14 protein-coding genes are annotated in these 18,848 nt (G+C 61.1%); 7 read left to right on the top strand and 7 right to left on the bottom strand.

Features of this window, described 5'->3' with window-relative positions:
* The first annotated feature begins 249 nt into the window (after positions 1-249).
* The 4 genes from xdhA to guaD all read left to right on the top strand — a co-directional run bounded on the left by xdhA (position 250) and on the right by guaD (position 6,355).
* Entirely contained in the window at positions 250-1,698 is a 1,449-nt protein-coding gene (xdhA, locus tag CIB54_RS19620) for a xanthine dehydrogenase small subunit (RefSeq protein WP_101220715.1), read from the top strand.
* A complete protein-coding gene (xdhB, locus tag CIB54_RS19615) occupies positions 1,691-4,090 on the top strand; it encodes a xanthine dehydrogenase molybdopterin binding subunit (RefSeq protein ID WP_101220714.1) in 2,400 nt (799 codons plus the stop codon). The genes xdhA and xdhB overlap by 8 nt, the downstream gene beginning before the upstream one ends.
* Before the next feature lie 110 nt (positions 4,091-4,200).
* Entirely contained in the window at positions 4,201-5,043 is an 843-nt protein-coding gene (xdhC, locus tag CIB54_RS19610) for a xanthine dehydrogenase accessory protein XdhC (RefSeq protein ID WP_065949806.1), read from the top strand.
* A gap of 7 nt (positions 5,044-5,050) precedes the next feature.
* Positions 5,051-6,355 carry a guanine deaminase gene (gene guaD, locus CIB54_RS19605; RefSeq protein ID WP_101220713.1) on the top strand — a complete coding sequence of 435 codons (1,305 nt, stop codon included), beginning with the start codon at positions 5,051-5,053 and terminating at the stop codon, positions 6,353-6,355.
* Positions 6,356-6,494: 139 nt separating this feature from the next.
* Here the strand turns inward: guaD and CIB54_RS19600 are convergent, their stop codons facing one another.
* Positions 6,495-7,259: a GntR family transcriptional regulator gene (locus tag CIB54_RS19600; RefSeq protein ID WP_065887865.1), complete on the bottom strand. Its 765-nt coding sequence runs from the start codon at positions 7,257-7,259 to the stop codon at positions 6,495-6,497.
* Between the two features lie 362 nt (positions 7,260-7,621).
* Between CIB54_RS19600 and CIB54_RS19590 the strand changes: the two genes are divergently transcribed.
* Entirely contained in the window at positions 7,622-8,812 is a 1,191-nt protein-coding gene (locus CIB54_RS19590) for a benzoate/H(+) symporter BenE family transporter (RefSeq protein ID WP_065949808.1), read from the top strand.
* A 102-nt stretch (positions 8,813-8,914) separates the two neighbouring features.
* On the opposite strand, the gene CIB54_RS19585 is transcribed toward CIB54_RS19590, so the two are convergent.
* Entirely contained in the window at positions 8,915-9,259 is a 345-nt protein-coding gene (locus CIB54_RS19585) for a YggL family protein (protein ID WP_101220711.1), read from the bottom strand.
* 237 nt (positions 9,260-9,496) lie between these two features.
* Here CIB54_RS19585 and dacB point away from each other — a divergent pair, with 237 nt between their 5' ends.
* On the top strand, positions 9,497-10,957 hold the full coding sequence (dacB, locus tag CIB54_RS19580; RefSeq protein ID WP_065949810.1) for a D-alanyl-D-alanine carboxypeptidase/D-alanyl-D-alanine endopeptidase: 1,461 nt from the start codon (positions 9,497-9,499) through the stop codon (positions 10,955-10,957).
* Here dacB and CIB54_RS19575 read toward each other — a convergent pair.
* Positions 10,954-13,347: a sensor domain-containing diguanylate cyclase gene (locus CIB54_RS19575; protein WP_065949811.1), complete on the bottom strand. Its 2,394-nt coding sequence runs from the start codon at positions 13,345-13,347 to the stop codon at positions 10,954-10,956. The genes dacB and CIB54_RS19575 overlap by 4 nt on opposite strands.
* A gap of 270 nt (positions 13,348-13,617) precedes the next feature.
* Complete coding sequence (gene rlmKL / locus CIB54_RS19570) at positions 13,618-15,882, bottom strand: bifunctional 23S rRNA (guanine(2069)-N(7))-methyltransferase RlmK/23S rRNA (guanine(2445)-N(2))-methyltransferase RlmL (RefSeq protein ID WP_101220710.1); 2,265 nt, start codon at positions 15,880-15,882, stop codon at positions 13,618-13,620.
* A 532-nt stretch (positions 15,883-16,414) separates the two neighbouring features.
* Between rlmKL and rmf the strand changes: the two genes are divergently transcribed.
* Entirely contained in the window at positions 16,415-16,630 is a 216-nt protein-coding gene (gene rmf, locus CIB54_RS19565) for a ribosome modulation factor (protein WP_002553055.1), read from the top strand.
* Between the two features lie 127 nt (positions 16,631-16,757).
* Here the strand turns inward: rmf and CIB54_RS19560 are convergent, their stop codons facing one another.
* The 3 genes from CIB54_RS19560 to CIB54_RS19550 all read right to left on the bottom strand — a co-directional run bounded on the left by CIB54_RS19560 (position 16,758) and on the right by CIB54_RS19550 (position 18,702).
* Positions 16,758-17,777 (bottom strand): quinone-dependent dihydroorotate dehydrogenase, encoded by a 1,020-nt coding sequence (locus CIB54_RS19560; protein WP_065949813.1) that lies wholly within the window; start codon positions 17,775-17,777, stop codon positions 16,758-16,760.
* Between the two features lie 81 nt (positions 17,778-17,858).
* On the bottom strand, positions 17,859-18,323 hold the full coding sequence (locus CIB54_RS19555; RefSeq protein WP_065949814.1) for a transglycosylase SLT domain-containing protein: 465 nt from the start codon (positions 18,321-18,323) through the stop codon (positions 17,859-17,861).
* Positions 18,316-18,702 (bottom strand): winged helix-turn-helix domain-containing protein, encoded by a 387-nt coding sequence (locus CIB54_RS19550; RefSeq protein WP_101220709.1) that lies wholly within the window; start codon positions 18,700-18,702, stop codon positions 18,316-18,318. The genes CIB54_RS19555 and CIB54_RS19550 overlap by 8 nt, the downstream gene beginning before the upstream one ends.
* Positions 18,703-18,848 lie beyond the last annotated feature (146 nt).

Raw genomic sequence — 18,848 nt, 5'->3', positions numbered from 1 at the left:
GCGCGGCAGTGTAGCGCATTGGCCCGCTGATGGCGCTACGCCCACGGTGGCGAATTTGGCATGAAACACGCAAGCCTGAACAGCCATAAGCCCCTGAAAACACCGGTTCCAGAAGACTGGACCATAATTGAATGTGTTGTGACCGGATTTTCTTGACCCTTAAGTCAGAAAACCATTGACCGAAAAGTCAGACATGACTAGATTCGGCGCAAAGCGGTTAACAACAATAATGAGTCTGCGAGGCCTTCCGTGATCCAGTTTTTACTTAACCAGGAACTCCGTAGCGAGCACGCCCTGGACCCCAACCTGACCGTGCTCAACTATTTGCGTGAGCATGTGGGCAAATCCGGTACCAAGGAAGGCTGCGCCAGCGGCGACTGCGGTGCGTGCACCGTGGTGGTCGGCGAGTTGCACTGCAACGATCAAGGCGTCGAGCAGATCCGTTATCGCAGCCTCAATTCGTGCCTGACCTTTGTCTCCTCGCTGCACGGCAAGCAACTGATCAGTGTCGAAGACCTCAAGCACCAGGGCCAACTGCACAGCGTGCAGCAGGCGATGGTCGAGTGCCACGGTTCACAGTGCGGCTTCTGCACCCCAGGCTTCGTGATGTCGTTGTTTGCCCTGCAAAAAAACAGCGACGCGCCCGACAGCCAGAAAGCCCACGAAGCCCTGGCCGGCAACCTGTGCCGCTGTACCGGCTACCGCCCGATTCTGGCGGCGGCCGAACAGGCCTGTTGCAACAAGCCCCAGGACCAGTTCGACAGCCGTGAGGCTCGCACCATCGCGCAGCTCAAGGCCATTGCGCCAACCCAAACCGGCGAACTCAACAGCGGCGACAAACGCTGCCTGGTGCCGTTGACGGTCGCCGACCTGGCCGATCTCTACGACGCTTATCCGCAAGCCCGCCTGCTGGCCGGCGGCACCGACCTGGCGCTGGAAGTCACGCAGTTCCATCGCACCCTGCCGGTGATGATCTACGTCGGCAATATCGAAGAGATGAAGCGCATCGAATCCTTCGACGACCGCCTGGAAATCGGCGCCGCCACCGCCCTCTCCGACTGCTACACCGCGCTGCACCACGAATACCCCGACTTCGGCGACTTGCTGCACCGCTTCGCCTCCTTGCAGATCCGCAACCAGGGCACCTTGGGCGGCAACATCGGCAACGCCTCGCCCATTGGCGATTCGCCGCCGCTGCTGATCGCCCTCGGTGCGCAGATTGTGCTGTGCAAGGGCCAGACCCGTCGCACCCTGGCGCTGGAAGACTACTTTATCGACTACCGCGTCACCGCCCGCCAGGACAGCGAATTCATCGAGAAGATCATCGTGCCCAAGGGCCATTCACTGTTTCGCGCGTACAAGGTGTCCAAGCGCCTGGACGACGATATTTCCGCCGTCTGCGCCGCCTTCAACCTCAAGCTCGACAACGGTGTGATCAGCGACGCCCGCGTCGCCTTCGGCGGCATGGCCGCCACCCCCAAGCGCGCCAGGCACTGCGAAACGGTACTGATCGGTGCCACCTGGAACGCCGCCACTGTGGAGAAAGCCTGTGCCGCCCTGGCCGAGGATTTCACCCCGCTGTCGGACTTCCGCGCCAGCAAGGAATACCGCCTGCTCAGCGCACAGAACCTGCTGCGCAAATATTTCATCGAACTGCAAACGCCGCACATCGAGACTCGGGTGACCGCTTATGTCTAACCATCACGCCGTGGTAAAAACCCAGGCCGAACTGGCCGAGCTGTTTGCCCAGGACCTGACCTGCGGGGTCGGCCGCAGCGTCAGGCATGACAGCGCCGCCAAGCACGTCAGCGGCGAGGCGCAGTACATCGACGACCGCCTCGAATTTCCCAACCAGTTGCACCTGTATGCGCGCCTGTCCGACCGCGCCCACGCGAAAATCCTCAGCATCGACACCGCACCCTGCTATGCCTTTGACGGCGTGCGCATCGTGATTACCCACGAAGACGTACCGGGCCTCAAGGACATCGGCCCGTTGATGCCCGGCGATCCGCTGCTGGCCATCGACACCGTGCAGTTCGTGGGCCAGGTGGTGCTGGCCGTGGCCGCCCGCGATCTTGAGACCGCGCGCAAAGCCGCGATGGCGGCGGTGATCGAATACGAAGACCTGGAGCCGGTACTGGATGTGGTCGAGGCGTTTCGCAACCAACACTTCGTGCTCGACAGCCACACCCATCAACGCGGTGATGCGGCCGGCGCGCTGGCGACGGCAAAAAACCGTATCCAGGGCACACTGCATATCGGCGGCCAGGAACATTTCTACCTGGAGACGCAGATTTCCTCGGTAATGCCCACCGAAGACGGCGGCATGATCGTCTACTGCTCCACGCAAAACCCCACCGAAGTGCAGAAACTGGTGGCCGAAGTACTCGATGTATCGATGAACAAGATCGTCGTCGATATGCGCCGCATGGGCGGCGGGTTCGGCGGCAAGGAAACCCAGGCTGTCAGCCCCGCCTGCCTGTGCGCGGTGGTGGCGCGCCTCACCGGGCAACCGACCAAGATGCGCCTGCCGCGGGTCGAAGACATGCTGATGACCGGCAAGCGCCACCCTTTCTATATCGAATATGACGTGGGCTTTGACGACAACGGCCGTTTGCACGGCATCAACCTGGAGCTGGCCGGCAACTGCGGCTGTTCGCCGGACCTGTCCAACTCGATTGTCGACCGCGCGATGTTCCACGCCGATAACGCGTATTACCTGGGCGATGCCACGGTCAACGGCCATCGCTGCAAGACCAACACCGCCTCCAACACGGCGTACCGTGGCTTCGGCGGCCCCCAGGGCATGGTCGCCATCGAGGAAGTAATGGACGCCATCGCCCGCCATCTGGCGCTGGATCCGCTGGCCGTGCGCAAGGCCAACTACTACGGCAAGACCGAGCGCAACGTCACTCATTACTACCAGACCGTCGAGCACAACATGCTCGAAGAGATGACCGCCGAGCTGGAGGCGAGCAGCCAATACGCCGAGCGCCGCGAAGCGATTCGCCTGTACAACGCCCACAGCCCGATCCTGAAAAAGGGCCTGGCGCTGACCCCGGTCAAATTCGGTATTTCGTTTACCGCGAGCTTTCTCAACCAGGCCGGCGCGCTCATCCATATCTACACCGACGGCAGCATTCACCTGAACCACGGCGGCACCGAGATGGGCCAGGGCCTGAACACCAAGGTCGCCCAGGTGGTGGCCGAAGTGTTCCAGGTCGACATCGACCGCGTGCAGATCACCGCGACCAACACCGACAAAGTGCCGAACACCTCGCCAACAGCGGCGTCCAGCGGTGCCGACCTGAACGGCAAGGCCGCGCAGAACGCCGCCGAAACCATCAAGCAGCGCCTGGTGGAATTTGCCGCGCGCAAGTACGACGTCAGCGAAGCGGATGTGGAATTTCGCAACGGCCATGTGCGCGTGCGTGAGCAGATCCTGAGCTTCGAGGCGCTGATTCAGCAGGCGTATTTCGCCCAGGTCTCGCTGTCGAGCACCGGTTTCTACAAGACCCCGAAAATCTTCTACGACCGCAGCCAGTCGCGCGGACGGCCGTTCTACTACTTCGCGTTCGGCGCGGCCTGCTGCGAAGTGATCGTCGACACCCTGACCGGTGAATACAAGATGCTGCGCACCGACATCCTTCATGACGTGGGCGCCTCGCTGAACCCGGCCATCGACATCGGCCAGGTGGAAGGCGGGTTTATCCAGGGCATGGGCTGGCTGACCATGGAAGAGCTGGTGTGGAACAACAAGGGCAAGCTCATGACGAACGGCCCGGCCAGCTACAAGATCCCGGCGGTCGCCGACATGCCGCTGGACCTGCGGGTGAAACTGGTGGAAAACCGCAAGAACCCGGAAGACACGGTGTTCCATTCCAAGGCCGTGGGCGAGCCGCCGTTCATGCTCGGAATCGCCTCGTGGTGTGCGATCAAGGATGCGGTGGCGAGTCTGGGTGACTATCGCCAGCAGCCGAAAATCGACGCGCCGGCCACGCCCGAGCGGGTGTTGTGGGGGTGTGAGCAGATGCGCAAGTTGACCGCCGCGGTGGCGGCGGATACCGAAACCGAGTTGGCTTCGCTTTAGATCGAGGCGCTGCCATCGGGGGCAAGCCCCCTCCCACCTTGGAATGCATTTCAAATGTGGGAGGGGGCTTGCCCCCGATGACGGCCTGACAGACACCACAAGAGGTGACTATGAACAACTGGATCAGCGCCCTCGCCGACCTGCAGAACCAGGGCGAGCCCTGCGTACTGGTGACCATCATCGAAGAGCTCGGCTCCACGCCGCGCAACGCCGGTTCCAAGATGGTGATCAGTGCCGCGCAGACCTTCGACACCATCGGCGGCGGGCACCTGGAATACAAGGCGATGCACATCGCCCGCGAGATGCTTGCCCGTGGCCAACAGAACACCCACCTGGAGCGCTTCAGCCTCGGCGCGAGCCTGGGCCAGTGCTGCGGTGGCGTCACTGTGCTGCTGTTCGAACCGATGGGCCAGGTGCAGGCGCACATCGCAGTATTCGGCGCCGGCCACGTGGGGCGTGCGCTGGTGCCGCTGCTGGCGAGCCTGCCGTGCCGGGTGCGCTGGATCGATTCCCGTGAGCAGGAATTCCCGCAGAACATCCCGCAAGGCGTGCGTAAAATCGTCAGCGAAGAGCCCGTCGACGAAATCGCCGACTTGCCGGCGGGCAGTTACTGCATCGTCATGACCCACAACCATGCACTGGACCTGGAACTGACCGCCGCCCTGCTCAAGCGCAATGACTTTGCCTACTTCGGCCTGATCGGCTCGAACACCAAGCGCGTGAAATTCGAACACCGCCTGCGCGATCGCGGCTTCGATACCGCGCAACTGCAACGCATGCGCTGCCCCATGGGCCTCACCGAGGTGAAGGGCAAATTGCCGGTGGAGATTGCCATCTCCATCGCCGGCGAAATCATCGCCACCTATAACGCCCATTTCGGCCAGCACACCGCCAGCGCCGAACCCATTGCCAAATTGCTGCCGGTGTCACGCCGCAGCCAAGCTATCAATTGAGATAACCATGCCTTTGACCCGCAAAGCCTACCGCGCCGCCATCCTGCACAGCATCGACGACCCTGCCATCGTGGGCATTGAAGCGTCCTACGAGTATTTCGAAGACGGCCTGCTGGTGATCGATAACGGCCAGATCAGTGCGCTTGGCCATGCCAGCGACCTGCTGCCGACGTTGCCCGCTGACATCGATATCACGCACTACCAGGATGCATTGATCACCCCCGGCCTGATCGACACCCACATCCACCTGCCGCAGACCGGCATGGTCGGCGCCTATGGCGAGCAGTTGCTGGACTGGCTCAACACTTACACCTTCCCCTGCGAAAGCCAGTTCGCCGACAAGGCCCACGCCGAGGAAGTCGCCGACATTTTCATCAAGGAGCTGCTGCGCAACGGCACCACCACCGCGCTGGTATTCGGTAGCGTGCACCCGCAATCGGTGAACGCGTTCTTCGAAGCCGCCGAAAAACTCGACCTGCGCATGATCGCCGGCAAGGTGATGATGGACCGCAACGCGCCGGACTACCTGACCGACACGCCCGAATCAGGCTACCAGCAAAGCAAGGCGCTGATCGAGCGCTGGCACGGCAAGGGCCGTCTGCACTACGCCGTCACACCGCGCTTTGCGCCGACCAGCACGCCGGAGCAACTGGCACTGGCCGGGCAACTGCTGGGCGAGTACCCGGACCTGTACATGCAGACGCACATCAGTGAGAACAAGCAGGAAGTCCAATGGGTGAAGGAACTGTTCCCCGAGCGCAGCGGCTATCTGGACGTGTACGACCATTACAAACTGCTCGGCGAGCGCTCGGTGTTCGCCCATGGCGTGCATCTGTGTGACGACGAATGCGCACGGTTGGCGCAGACCGGCTCGGCCGTGGCGTTCTGCCCGACGTCGAACCTGTTCCTCGGCAGCGGCCTGTTCAACCTGCCGATGGCCGAGAAGCACAAATTGAATGTCGGCCTGGGCACCGACGTGGGCGGCGGCACCAGCTTCTCGCTGCTGCAGACGCTGAATGAAGCCTACAAGGTCATGCAATTGCAGGGCGCGCGGTTGAGCCCGTTCAAGTCGCTGTACCTGGCCACCCTGGGTGGCGCGCGGGCATTGCGTCTGGAAGACAAGATCGGCACCTTGCAGCCGGGCACGGATGCGGACTTTTTGGTGCTGGACTACAACGCCACGCCGCTGCTCAGCTATCGCTTGAAGCAGGCCAAGGATATTGCCGAGACGTTGTTTGTACTGATGACATTGGGGGATGATCGGGCGGTATTGCAGACCTACGCGGCCGGCAATCTGGTGCACCAACGCTGATTTCAAAGACACCAAAAAACCAATGTGGGAGGGGGCTTGCCCCCGATTGCGGTGGATCAGCCAGCTTATGCATTGACTGACACACTGCTATCGGGGGCAAGCCCCCTCCCACATTTTTATTCCCGGTGTGTCGGGGAAATTACAACTTTACAGACGAGCGCCCCGCCTTCTTGGTCTGCAACAGATGCGAGAACACCGCATGCAAATCATCCGACGCACTTTCCTCATCGAGGTTGAGCTTGCTGTCAATGTGATCCATGTGATGCATCATCAAATCCACTGCCAGTACCGCATCCCGGGCTTCGATCGCGTCGATCAGCTGGGTGTGTTCATCGTAGGAACAGTGCGAGCGGTTGCCGCTTTCGTACTGGGCGATGATCAATGAGGTCTGGGACACCAGGCTGCGCTGGAAGCTGATCAGCGGCGCGTTCTTCGCCGCTTCGGCCAGCTTCAGGTGAAATTCGCCGGAGAGGCGAATGCCGGCACCACGGTCACCACGGGAGAAACTGTCGCGTTCGTCGTTGACCATCTGGCGCAACTCGGCCAGTTGCTCGGCGGTGGCGTGCTGCACCGCCAACTCGGTGATCGCCCGCTCCACCAGACGTCGCGCCATGAACACCTGGCGGGCCTCGTCGACGCTCGGGCTGGCGACGACCGCGCCACGGTTGGGCCGCAGCAACACCACGCCTTCATGGGCCAGACGCGACAAGGCGCGGCGAATGATGGTGCGGCTCACGCCGAAGATTTCGCCCAGTGCCTCTTCACTCAATTTGGTGCCAGGTGCCAGGCGTTGTTCGAGGATCGCCTCGAAGATATGCGCGTAGACGATATCGTCCTGGGTTCCGCTGCGACCGGTCTTGCCGGCTCGCGGTTGTTTCTTGAGAGGTTGCAACTGTTCGTTCATGGGCACTCGGGTAGGGAGAACGGCGGCGAATTAACGGTGATACGACAACTTTAAGGTAATACGGCAACAGGCAGTCGCTGGCAAGTATCGCCTGAAAACAGGGCACATTGTACACAACCCAATGCGCCAACACACTGTACGGCTGTTTGCGGCGCCGGCTGTATTGCAATGGGTCGTTACGTTTGAGTTTAGGCTTGATTCCACGATTTCCCATGTACGACATCCCACTGTAGGAGCGAGCTTGCTCGCGAAGACCCCAAGGGCGCCGCGTTTGATCTGATTGCCCGCGTTATCGTTGGCGATTTTCGCGAACAAGCTCGCTCCTACAGCGTGCGGAGTCAGGTAAAAAGGAACACCCTTTCATGACCGACGCCACCCAAGCGCCGTTGCGCCCGCTGGCCGACACTTCACCTTCGGCCATCGTCGCCGGTTTCATCGCCATGATGACCGGCTACACCAGCTCGCTGGTGCTGATGTTCCAGGCCGGCCAGGCCGCCGGTTTGACCACGGCGCAGATTTCCTCGTGGATCTGGGCGATTTCCATCGGCATGGCGGTGTGCAGCATCGGCCTGTCCCTGCGCTATCGCACGCCGATCACCATCGCCTGGTCGACACCCGGCGCGGCGCTGTTGATCACAAGCCTGGGCGGCGTCAGTTATGGCGAGGCCATCGGTGCCTACATCACCTGCGCGGCGCTGGTGACCCTCTGCGGGCTGACCGGCAGCTTTGAAAAACTCGTCAAGCGCATCCCCGCATCACTGGCGGCGGCGTTGCTGGCGGGGATTCTGTTCAAGATCGGCAGTGAAATCTTCGTCGCCGCACAGCATCGCACCGGCCTGGTGCTGGGGATGTTTTTCACTTACCTGATCATCAAGCGCCTGTCGCCGCGTTATGCGGTGCTGGCCGCGCTGGTGAGCGGCACCCTGCTGTCGGGCTTCATGGGGCTGCTGGATTTCAGCGGCTTTCATCTGGAAGTCGCGACGCCGGTATGGACCACGCCGCACTTCTCGCTGGCGGCGACCATCAGCATCGGTATCCCGCTGTTCGTGGTGGCGATGACCTCGCAGAACATGCCGGGGGTCGCCGTGCTGCGCGCCGACGGCTACACCGTGCCGGCCTCGCCACTGATCACCACCACCGGCCTCGCCTCCCTGGTGCTGGCGCCCTTTGGCTCCCACGGCATCAACCTGGCAGCCATCAGCGCGGCGATCTGCACCGGGCCGCACGCTCACGAAGACCGCAACAAGCGCTACACCGCAGCCGTCTGGTGCGGGGTGTTCTACGGGATTGCCGGGGTGTTTGGCGCCACGTTGGCGGCGCTTTTCGCAGCGTTGCCCAAGGAACTGGTGCTGTCGATAGCGGCGTTGGCGCTGTTCGGCTCGATCATCAATGGCCTGAGCATCGCCATGAATGAGCCCAAGGAACGGGAAGCGGCGTTGATCACCTTCATGGTCACTGCGTCAGGCCTGACGTTGTTTTCCATTGGTTCGGCGTTCTGGGGGATTGTGGCGGGGGTGTTGACGCTGCTGATTTTGAATGGGAGGAGGGTCTAGCTTTAGGCTTCAAGCTTCAAGCTTCAAGCTTCAAGCTTCAAGCTTCAAGCTTCAAGCTTCAAGCTGCATGAGCTTGCGGCTTGAAGCTTGTCACTTACCGCTTCAATTCTTGGAATTGATCGGCTTTTCCGGATACCACACGTCCAGCAACGGGCTGACTTCAGCCTTGGTCAGCTCGGAACGGGTTTTCAGCCAGGCTTCAACGGCAGCACGCTGCTCTTCGTTGACCGAGCCACGCTTCTGCAGGCAAACCAGACCGTAGTCATCGCCGCCGACATAACCCAGACCGTTGGCTTCCATGGCTTCTTTGATGAATGCTTCGAGGAAAGCGTCGATAGCTTCTTCACTCAGGCCTTCTTTGAAGTCCAGGTTCAGTTCGAAACCCAGCTCTTGAAATTCATCAACGCACAGTTTTTTGCGCAGACGCTGGGAACGGTTAGTCGCCATTGGAACAATCCTCTTAAGTAATAACGGCCGGCACTTTAGCAGTTTAAGGCGGCAATTGCCCGACTCTCTGGGACGGGCGGCGCTTTGCCGATAAAAAAACCCGGATTACCCGCTATCGTTCAGCTACAAGTGGGCTCGGCTTGGGGCATAATGCCGACACTTTCATGACCAATGAGGGATTTTTCTTATATACCCCTCGCCTTTTTCACCCTTCTCAGCAGTAGGGTCTTATTTTTTATGATCAAATCGTTGCGTTCTGTTTTCCTCGCCGGTGTCCTTCTGCCATTGGCCCTGCATGCCACCGCCGCTCCCATCAATAACACCTTGCCCCCCAGCGTTGCCCAGGCCCTTCAGAAGGCCAAACTGCAAAATACCGCCTTGTCCCTGGTGATGTTGCCCTTGAACGGCCCCGGCACGCCGACCGTGTTCAATGCCGACGTTTCGGTGAACCCGGCCTCCACCATGAAACTGGTGACGACCTACGCGGCCCTGGAAATGCTCGGCCCCAACCATCAGTGGAAAACCGAGTTCTACACCGACGGCGTACTCAGTGGCGGCGTGTTGCGCGGCAACCTGTATCTCAAGGGCGGCGGCGATCCCAAGCTGAACATGGAAAAACTCTGGCTGTTGATGCGCGACCTGCGCGCCAACGGCGTACAACAGGTCACCGGCGACCTGGTACTGGATCGCAACTTCTTCCAGCAACCACAACTGCCGGAGTTCAATGACGACGGAAACGACGAGAACAAGCCGTTCCTGGTCAAACCCGATGCCCTGCTGGTCAACCTCAAGGCCCTGCGCTTTGTGACGCGCAATGATGCCGGGCGGGTGATCGTGTCGGTCGAGCCGCCGATTGCGAGCATTCGCATCGACAACCAGGTGAAAGTGTCCAACGCCAAACAGTGCACCGGCGATGTGCGCTACAGCCCGCTGACCGCGGCCGATGGCAGTGTGACCGTGACCGTCAGCGGCCAGTTGGCGGACGGTTGCAGTTCGCAGACCTACCTGTCGCTGCTCGACCATGCCACCTATACCGCCGGCGCGGTGCGTGCAATCTGGAAAGAGTTGGGCGGCACCATCCAGGGCCGCGATATCCAGGCGCCGGTGCCCAAAGATGCCAAGGTGCTGGCCCGTGCGTTCTCGCCGGACCTGGCGGAAATCATCCGCGACATCAACAAATACAGTAACAACACCATGGCCCAGCAACTGTTCCTGAGCCTGGGTGCGCAGTTTCGCAACGATGCCGATGGCGACGATGCCAAGGCCGCGCAACGCGTGGTGCGTCAGTGGCTGGCGAAAAAAGGCATTACCGCACCACACCTGGTGATGGAGAATGGTTCCGGCCTGTCCCGCGCCGAACGGGTCAGCGCCCGTGAGATGGCGGCCATGCTGCAAGCGGCCTGGAAAAGCCCCTACGCCGCCGAATACATCAGCTCGCTGCCGATCGCCGGCACCGACGGCACCATGCGTAAACGCCTGAAGACCACCGCCATGCGCGGCGAAGCCCATGTGAAGACCGGCACCTTGAACACCGTGCGCGCCATTGCCGGGTTCAGCCGTGACAACAATGGCAACACCTGGGCGGTGGTGGCGATTCTCAACGATTCCAAGCCGTGGGGCGCGTCGTCGGTGCTGGACCAGGTGCTGCTCGACCTGTATCGCCAGCCGAAGGCGGTCGCGGCCGCACCGGTGCTCTAGAACAGCGGATCAGCCTGTGGGGCGGGCTCCACCCGGTCCCTGCCCGCCTGTTTGGCGACATAGACAGCCGAGTCCGCGCGCAGCAGCAACCCATCGATGCCTTCATCGATCCGCCAGCTGGCGACCCCAAAGCTGGCGGTGACGACGCCCACCGGCGCCATCGGCACGCTGCGCAACGACTGCCATAACTCCATCGCCAGGCGGTAGGCCTGGGCGCCATCGGTATGCGGGCAGAGCACCACGAATTCTTCTCCACCCAGCCGGCAGAACACGTCGGTGCGGCGCAAGCGCTGGCTGATTCGCCTGCACAACTCGCGCAATACCCCGTCCCCCACACCATGCCCGTGCTGGTCGTTGATCCGCTTGAAGTGGTCGATATCCAGCATGATCACCGACAGCGCTCCCGAGGTGCGGTTGAGGCGCAGCAGTTCGACTTTCATACGGTCCTGGAAATAGCGGCGATTGTGGATGCCCGTCAGGGAGTCGGTGATGGACAGCGTGCGCAACTCGTCTTCCACACGCTTGAGATCGGAAATATCCGATACATAGCCGTGCCACAACGTACCGCCGCCGGGTAATTCTTCCGGGGTCGCTTCGCCACGAATCCAGCGCAGGCCTCGCTCGGGCAACTGCACGCGATACTCTTCGCGCCAATGGCTCAATTGCAGCGCCGACAAGCGTATCGATGCGCGTACCCGCTCAAGGTCCTGTGGATGAATGCGTTCCAGGACTTTGCCCGCATCCTGCTGCAACACGCCAAGCTCGATTTCATAAATATCGCGCATGCCTTCGCTGGCATAAATGAAGCGCCAATGATCATGGGGCTCCAGCGTGAACTGGAAGATACCGCCAGGTACATGGGCACTGAGCTTTTTCAGCAAGCGATCCCGCACAGCCAAGGCCTCGTAGGCGCGCTTCTGCTCAGTGACATCCAGGTAAATGGCCAGGTGCCCGACCCACAGGCCATGGTCATCCAGCAACACAGTGGCCAGCATGTTCACGGTCAAGGGGCTGCCATCTTCACGCACCAGCGTCCATTCGCGGGCGTCGTGCTGTCTGTCCGGGCTTTCCACCAGCATCGCCTGGCTCGGCGTAACACGCTTGCCCAGCGCCGCGCTCAAACGCGTGGCGCGGGCCTCAAGCTCCGAGGCCAGGTGCAGGCTTTCCAGCGTCAGGTGGCCCACCACGTGGTCGCTCTTGAATCCCAGCATCCGTTCGGCGCCGGCATTGAACATGTTGATGACACCGCGCAAGTCAGTGGCAATGATTGCGACGTGCGTTGCCGCGTCCAGCACACTGCGCAATTGGCCGTGTGCGCCGCGCAGTTCCTGTTCACGCAGGCGCAACTGCGCGGTACGTTGTTCCACCAGTGCCAGCGCCCGCTGGCGTTGGCTGACCAGCACATAGAGCAAGGCCGCGAGCAGCCCACTCAGCAGCACGCCCATGGCGAATATGGTGTGGGTCGAAGAATGGTTCGCCTTGTCGAATGCCTCACTGGCTCGCAGGCTCAGCGCATAGACATGGTCACCGAGGGTAAGACGTCGGACAGCGACAAGATCGCTGTCGCCCGGCACATTGCTGGACGCATACAGCACGCGCTGCTCCGTGTCGGAGGTGTCGACGATCTGCATCACCAGGTTGTCCCGGCTGGACTTGGGCAAACCCTCGGCCACCAACTGGCGCATGCTGATCACCGCCATTACATAGCCGTACGGCTGGGGATCGACCGCTTTGCGCACCGGCGCCACCAGCAGCACCCCGGCGGCATACGCCGGCTCCACGCCCACCAGTTGCATGGGCTGGGACACCGCCGCCTGGCCGCTGGCTTGCGCGCGCTCGACAACAGCGCGCCGCAGGGGTTGGGCCAGCAGATCAAAACCCAATGGCGAGCCCAACAGACTCTGGGTCTGGCTATATAAGACCGGCACGTATTCATCGCGCTCGGAAGCCGGCGCCAGCTCACCTGCCGAATTCAGTTCGCGGATGGTGAAAGGTGCGCCACGCTGGCGCGAGATGGCCTGTTCGAACTGGCTGCGCTGATCCCCGGACACCCGCGGCGCCCAGGCATAGGCACGCGCATGCAACAACAGCGGCTGGGCGAAGCCGTCAAATTCGGCGCGGGACACCTCGTCGGAATTGACGAAAAAACGGCGCAGGCTATCCAGGCGCAGCTCCTGGTCTTCGAAGCGTTCCTGAATCCGGCTGTAGCGCTCGTTGACCAGCAACTGGAAGCGCTGTCGCACCTGTTGCTGATAAAGGTCGGAAGCGGCCCACGCGATGACCAGGGTCAGTGCGCTACCGGTTGCCACGACCACCAATGCCACCAGCCAAGCCGATGCCTGCTCACTGATAAAACCAAGGATTTTCGGGCGTACGGCTTGCATCGGCATAGGCAACACTCACAGCGCCAGCGTGCGGGTTGACACTTTGGCTGGACGATAAGTTATAGCCATCCGTCGGGGGTTTGACCAGTGTAAAAAATGCGCACGCTTAATGTGGGAGGGGGCTTGCCCTAATACCGTCTGTAGGAGCGAGCTTGCTCGCGAAAAACTCACAGGCACCGCGTTCATTCAGGAAGCACGCGTTATCGTTGACGTTTTTCGCGAGCAAGCTCGCTCCTACCTGACTGGCATTAGGGCTTGCCCCCCCACATTGGCGACTCAGCGTGCGCTGATTTTCCACGCCCGATGGATCTTCGCGTTACGCGCGAAATCCGGGTCGATGGTCTTGTCGCTGATTTCCTCGACCGCATAGCGTTCGCTGAGGTTGTCTTCCAGCTGGAACTTGCGGAAGTTGTTCGAGAAGTACAACACGCCCCCTGGCGCCAGGCGCGCCATGGCCAGGTCGAGCAACTGCACGTGGTCACGCTGTACGTCGAAGATGCCTTCCATACGCTTGGAGTTGGAGAAGGTGGGCGGGTCGATGAAAATCATATCGAACTCGTCACGACTGGCTTCCAGCCACGCCATCACGTCACCTTGTTCCAGGCGGTTCTTGTCGGAAAACCCGTTGAGGGAAAAATTGCGCCGCGCCCAGTCCAGGTAGGTCTTGGACAAATCGACGCTGGTGGTGCTGCGCGCGCCGCCCTTGGCTGCGTGCACACTGGCGGTAGCGGTATAGCAATACAGGTTGAGGAAACGCTTGCCGGCGGCTTCCTTCTGAATGCGCATGCGAATCGGCCGGTGATCAAGGAACAGGCCGGTGTCCAGGTAATCGGTGAGGTTGACCAACAGCTTCACGCCACCTTCGCTGACCTCGGTGAACTTGCCCTGGGCGCTTTGGCGCTCGTACTGCTTGGTGCCGCTCTGGCGCTCGCGACGCTTGACTACCACGCGGCTCTTGTCGACGTTGAGCGCCTGGGGAATCGCAGCGAGCGCGTCAAACATGCGCGCCGAGGCCTTCTCCGGGTCAATGGACTTGGGCGCAGCATATTCCTGCACGTGCACCCAATCGTGATACAGGTCGATGGCCATGGAATATTCCGGCATGTCGGCATCGTACACGCGGTAGCAATCCACGCCTTCACGCTTGGCCCACTTGCCCAGCAGCTTGAGGTTTTTCTGCAGGCGGTTGGCGAACATCTGCCCGCCTTCGCTCAAGCGCGCCTGTTCGACCACCGGGGCCGGCGCCGGCTTGATCGGGTTGCCGTTCTTGTTGTACTGACGCTCGGCCGGCTCTGCCGGGGACTGGTCATAGGCCGCTTGCTCACGCTCAGCCTGGCGCTGCTCCGGAGTCCGTCGCTCGCCGGTGACGAACTGATCGGGGTTGACCTTGATCAGCAACAATTTGCACGGCAAGGCGCCGTTCCAGAACGAATACTGTTTGTGGCTGCGAATGCCCATGCGCTTGCCCAGGTCCGGCGCGCCGGTGAACACGGCGGCTTCCCAACCCATGCAGGCCTGGCGCAGACGCTCGCCGAGGTTCTGGTAGAGATACAACAGGCTGGCCTCATCACCCAGGCGCTCGCCGTACGGCGGGTTGCAGATCACCAACCCTTTCTGGTTCTGGTCCGGGCGCGGCTCGAATGTGCCGACTTCGCCCTGGTACACCTTGATCCAGTGGCTCAGGCCTGCGCGCTCGATGTTGTTGCGCGCCGGCTGGATCAGGCGCGGATCGGCTTCGTAGCCACGCACCCACAGCGGGGTTTTGTTCATGCCGATGGCGGCGCGTTCAGCGGCCTCGGCGTGCAGTTTTTTCCACAGCGCCGGGACATGTCCGAGCCACGTGGTGAAGCCCCACAGTTCGCGGTTGAGGTTGGGGGCCATGTCGGCGGCGATCATCGCGCCTTCAACCAGGAAGGTGCCCACGCCGCACATCGGGTCGGTCAATGCGCCGCCTTCGGCAGCAATGCGCGGCCAGCCGGCGCGGATCAGGATCGCCGCCGCCAGGTTTTCCTTCAACGGCGCGGCGCCCTGCTGCAGGCGGTAGCCGCGCTGGTGCAGGCTGTGGCCGGACAGGTCAAGGGACAGGATGGCTTCGCCACGGTCCAGGCGCAGGTGGATGCGCAGGTCCGGGTTGATCTTGTCGATGGACGGACGTTCGCCGGTCGGGGTGCGCAGCTTGTCGACAATCGCATCCTTGACCTTGAGCGCGCCGAAGTGGGTGTTATCGATGCCCGAGCCGTGACCGCTGAACTCCACCGCCAGGCTGCCGTCGCTGACCATGTGGTCGGCCCATTCGATATCCAGCACGCCGTGGTAGAGGTCTTCGGCGTCCTTCATCGGGAAGCGCTTGAGTACCAGCAGCACGCGGTTGGCCAGACGCGACCAGAGGCACAGGCGGTAGGCGGTTTCCATGTCGGCCATGCCGCGCACGGCCGAGGTGTGCTCGCGGGCCTCCTCAAGGCCAAGCCCGACGGCCTCCTCGATCAGCAGGCCTTCGAGGCCCTTGGGGCAGGTGAGGAAGAGTTCAAAACGGTCCGACATGGGGCATTCCAGGCTTTTCAGCAATAAATGAACGGGCGACGCATCGCCGGCTCGGTTTTCAAACAAGCACTTTTCTTGAAGAGCGCTCGCGTGGCACACCTGTGCCGCTCCACCCCGTCTGACAGGCCTTCGAGCCTTTATTGACGGTGCAGAAGAAGAATTTGAAGCAACAAAAAGAAATATTCCGACCCTTCGTCGAATAATAACCGACTGCAACAGGTGGTCATTCTCACCAAAGGATTAAACACATTGTCTTCGCAGGGCACATCATAGCTGGCTTTGCCTCATAAAAGGGGCGAAAAACCATCCCAGCTTATGGCTATAGCATCGTTATCGTTACGTGCTTATGACAAAACGATCATTGAATCCATGTGACCTATTGGTTAGAACTCAACACAGGTTGGCGCCGTAACGACGCCGACACATCGGCTCGCCACGCCGGCAGCGAGCCCACCAACGGCAGAAAAACTCTGCCCGGCCTCACACGAGGCCGAAGGATATCTAGACAGTCAACAAGTGAGGGAAACACCCTATGAGAAGACTTAAGCGTGATCCGTTGGAAAGAGCATTTTTACGCGGATATCAATATGGCGTTCATGGAAAATCCCGTGAGCTTTGCCCATTTACTCTACCGTCGGTACGCCAAGCCTGGATCAATGGCTGGCGAGAAGGACGCGGCGACAACTGGGACGGTATGACTGGCACTGCGGGCATCCACAGACTCAACGAACTTCACGCCGTCGGCTAATCAGGGCATTTATATTCCGACACATCAACTTGAATAGATAGCGACTTAACCACGCACGTCCTATCCGGACGGCGGGCTTCGGCCCAGGGGCTCCTTCAGGGAGCCCTTTTTATTGCCTGACGATTGCTCAGCGCAACGCGGCGATCGCGTCCACCGATTCGCGAATCAGCGCGGGGCCCTTGTAGATAAAGCCCGAATACAGTTGCACCAGGCTTGCGCCCGCCGCGATCTTTTCAGCCGCGTGCCTGCCTTCGGTGATCCCGCCCACGGCGATGATCGGCAAGCGCCCTGCCAGTTCGGCGGCCAATACCTTGACGATATGGGTGCTTTTATCCCGTACCGGCGCGCCGGACAGACCGCCCGCCTCGTCACCGTGGGCCAGGCCTTCGACGCCCACACGACTGAGGGTGGTGTTGGTCGCGATCACCGCATCCATGCCCGCGTCCACCAGGGCCTGGGCCACCAGTACGGTTTCTTCATCGCTCATATCGGGCGCGATCTTGATCGCCAACGGCACCCGCTTGCCATGGCGCACCGCCAGGTCTTCCTGGCGCTGGCGCAATGCTTCGAGCAATTGCTTGAGCGAGTCACCGAACTGCAGGCTGCGCAAGCCCGGGGTGTTGGGCGAACTGACGTTGACGGTGACGTAGCTGGCGTGGGCGTAGACTTTATCCAGGCAGATCAGGTAATCGTCCACCGCGCGCTCCACCGGCGTGTCGACATTCTTGCCGATGTTGATGCCCAGGATGCCCTTGTACTTCGCGGCCTGTACCCGCGACAGCAAATGGTCCACGCCCAGATTGTTGAAGCCCATGCGGTTGATGATCGCCTCGGCTTCGGGCAGGCGGAAGATCCGTGGCTTGGGGTTGCCCGGTTGCGCACGAGGGGTCACGGTGCCGATCTCGACGAAACCGAAACCCAGCTGCGCAAACCCGTCGATGGCCGCGCCGTTTTTGTCCAGACCGGCAGCCAGCCCGACCGGATTGGGAAACTCGAGCCCCATCACCGACACCGGCACCTTCGCCGCAGCCTTGCATACCAGGCCATTGAGCCCCAGGCGGCCACCGGCGCCGATCAGGTCCAGGGACAGATCGTGGGAAGTTTCCGGGGAGAGTTTGAACAACAGCTGGCGGGCCAGGGTATACATGGGCGGGCTAGACTCGGATGGCGGCGAAAGGTGACGCGATTATAGCCGGGCGGACGGGCTGCATGCGAGGCGTGCGCCCCATCATCCATTACGATGGGCCATCAACGCCTCATAACGTGCCCAGACTTTTTCGGCGTATCGCATGCGCAACGCGTCACGCTCCGCCCCGGCGCCCGCCCCCACGTTATAGGAGCCCACCGCCGTCCAGTTATAGCCGAAACGCTGAACGAACCCGGCAAGAATCGAGGCGCCAACCTCCACCGACAGACACGGCTCGTTCACCAGCCGTTCTTCGGTAATGCCCAGCTTGAGCAAGCGAGGCAAGTGACTGCTGTTGATTTGCATCAAACCGATATCGTGGGTGCCATTGGCGTTGGCATAATTGATCGCCTCCGCGCGGTAGCCCGACTCCACCGCCGCGATCGCCTGCAGCAACTCCGGCTCGAAGTCGTAGCGACGCGCCACCTCATCCCAGCAGTAGGCCAGGGCCTGGTTGCTGCCCAGCAGCAGGCCGAGGATCAGGCCCCTGCCCCACGGCTTATACATTGCTGATCTGTCCGCATGCCGCGCACATGTGCACGGCCCGCTTCGACTCAGCGTCTTTCACCTGCACGGGGCAGGTAAAACGATACCCCTTGCCATACACGGTCTTGATAAACCCTTTATCGGCGCTCAAGTGTTTGCGCAAAGCATAAATGCAACGGGTCAATGACTCATCGGCCACCTCGCCCCTGGGCCAGGCGAGCGCCAACAGGCGGTCCTTGGTCATCAACGAACCGCCGGAAACCAGCAACAAGCGCAGCACGCTGCCCTCTTTGGGCGGCAGTTGAATATCGGTTTGCCTGCCTGTCAGCCGACCATCGTCATGCAAGGTCCAATCAGCGAAAACGAGGGACTTTGTCGATTCTTCAATCACGACTGCCATAAGGCACCTGCACGTTCGACTGCTGACATTCAATCCATTCTTCCTGTAAGGGCCCACTTGCCCGATGCCATGACTATAAAAACCTGCCTCGCGTATCACGTTAGGAAAAACCCGATTCAATCAGCGTCTTTCAGCGTTTTGCTGTA

It is taken from the genome of Pseudomonas fluorescens, assembly GCF_002837185.1.
GTDB classification, from domain to species: Bacteria; Pseudomonadota; Gammaproteobacteria; order Pseudomonadales; family Pseudomonadaceae; genus Aquipseudomonas; species Aquipseudomonas fluorescens_AM.
The sequence above is the reverse complement of the archived record's forward strand: the minus strand, read 5'-3'. Positions and strand labels throughout refer to the sequence as shown.

Coding starts and splice junctions, on each gene's coding strand:
- guaD (WP_101220713.1), top strand. CDS start 5,051: ATGCCTTTGACCCGCAAAGCCTACCGCGCCGCCATCCTGCACAGCATC.
- rlmKL (WP_101220710.1), bottom strand. CDS start 15,882: ATGTCGGACCGTTTTGAACTCTTCCTCACCTGCCCCAAGGGCCTCGAA.
- CIB54_RS19575 (WP_065949811.1), bottom strand. CDS start 13,347: ATGCCGATGCAAGCCGTACGCCCGAAAATCCTTGGTTTTATCAGTGAG.
- CIB54_RS19560 (WP_065949813.1), bottom strand. CDS start 17,777: ATGTATACCCTGGCCCGCCAGCTGTTGTTCAAACTCTCCCCGGAAACT.
- CIB54_RS19550 (WP_101220709.1), bottom strand. CDS start 18,702: ATGGCAGTCGTGATTGAAGAATCGACAAAGTCCCTCGTTTTCGCTGAT.
- xdhB (WP_101220714.1), top strand. CDS start 1,691: ATGTCTAACCATCACGCCGTGGTAAAAACCCAGGCCGAACTGGCCGAG.
- CIB54_RS19600 (WP_065887865.1), bottom strand. CDS start 7,259: ATGAACGAACAGTTGCAACCTCTCAAGAAACAACCGCGAGCCGGCAAG.
- dacB (WP_065949810.1), top strand. CDS start 9,497: ATGATCAAATCGTTGCGTTCTGTTTTCCTCGCCGGTGTCCTTCTGCCA.
- CIB54_RS19555 (WP_065949814.1), bottom strand. CDS start 18,323: ATGTATAAGCCGTGGGGCAGGGGCCTGATCCTCGGCCTGCTGCTGGGC.
- xdhC (WP_065949806.1), top strand. CDS start 4,201: ATGAACAACTGGATCAGCGCCCTCGCCGACCTGCAGAACCAGGGCGAG.
- rmf (WP_002553055.1), top strand. CDS start 16,415: ATGAGAAGACTTAAGCGTGATCCGTTGGAAAGAGCATTTTTACGCGGA.
- CIB54_RS19590 (WP_065949808.1), top strand. CDS start 7,622: ATGACCGACGCCACCCAAGCGCCGTTGCGCCCGCTGGCCGACACTTCA.
- CIB54_RS19585 (WP_101220711.1), bottom strand. CDS start 9,259: ATGGCGACTAACCGTTCCCAGCGTCTGCGCAAAAAACTGTGCGTTGAT.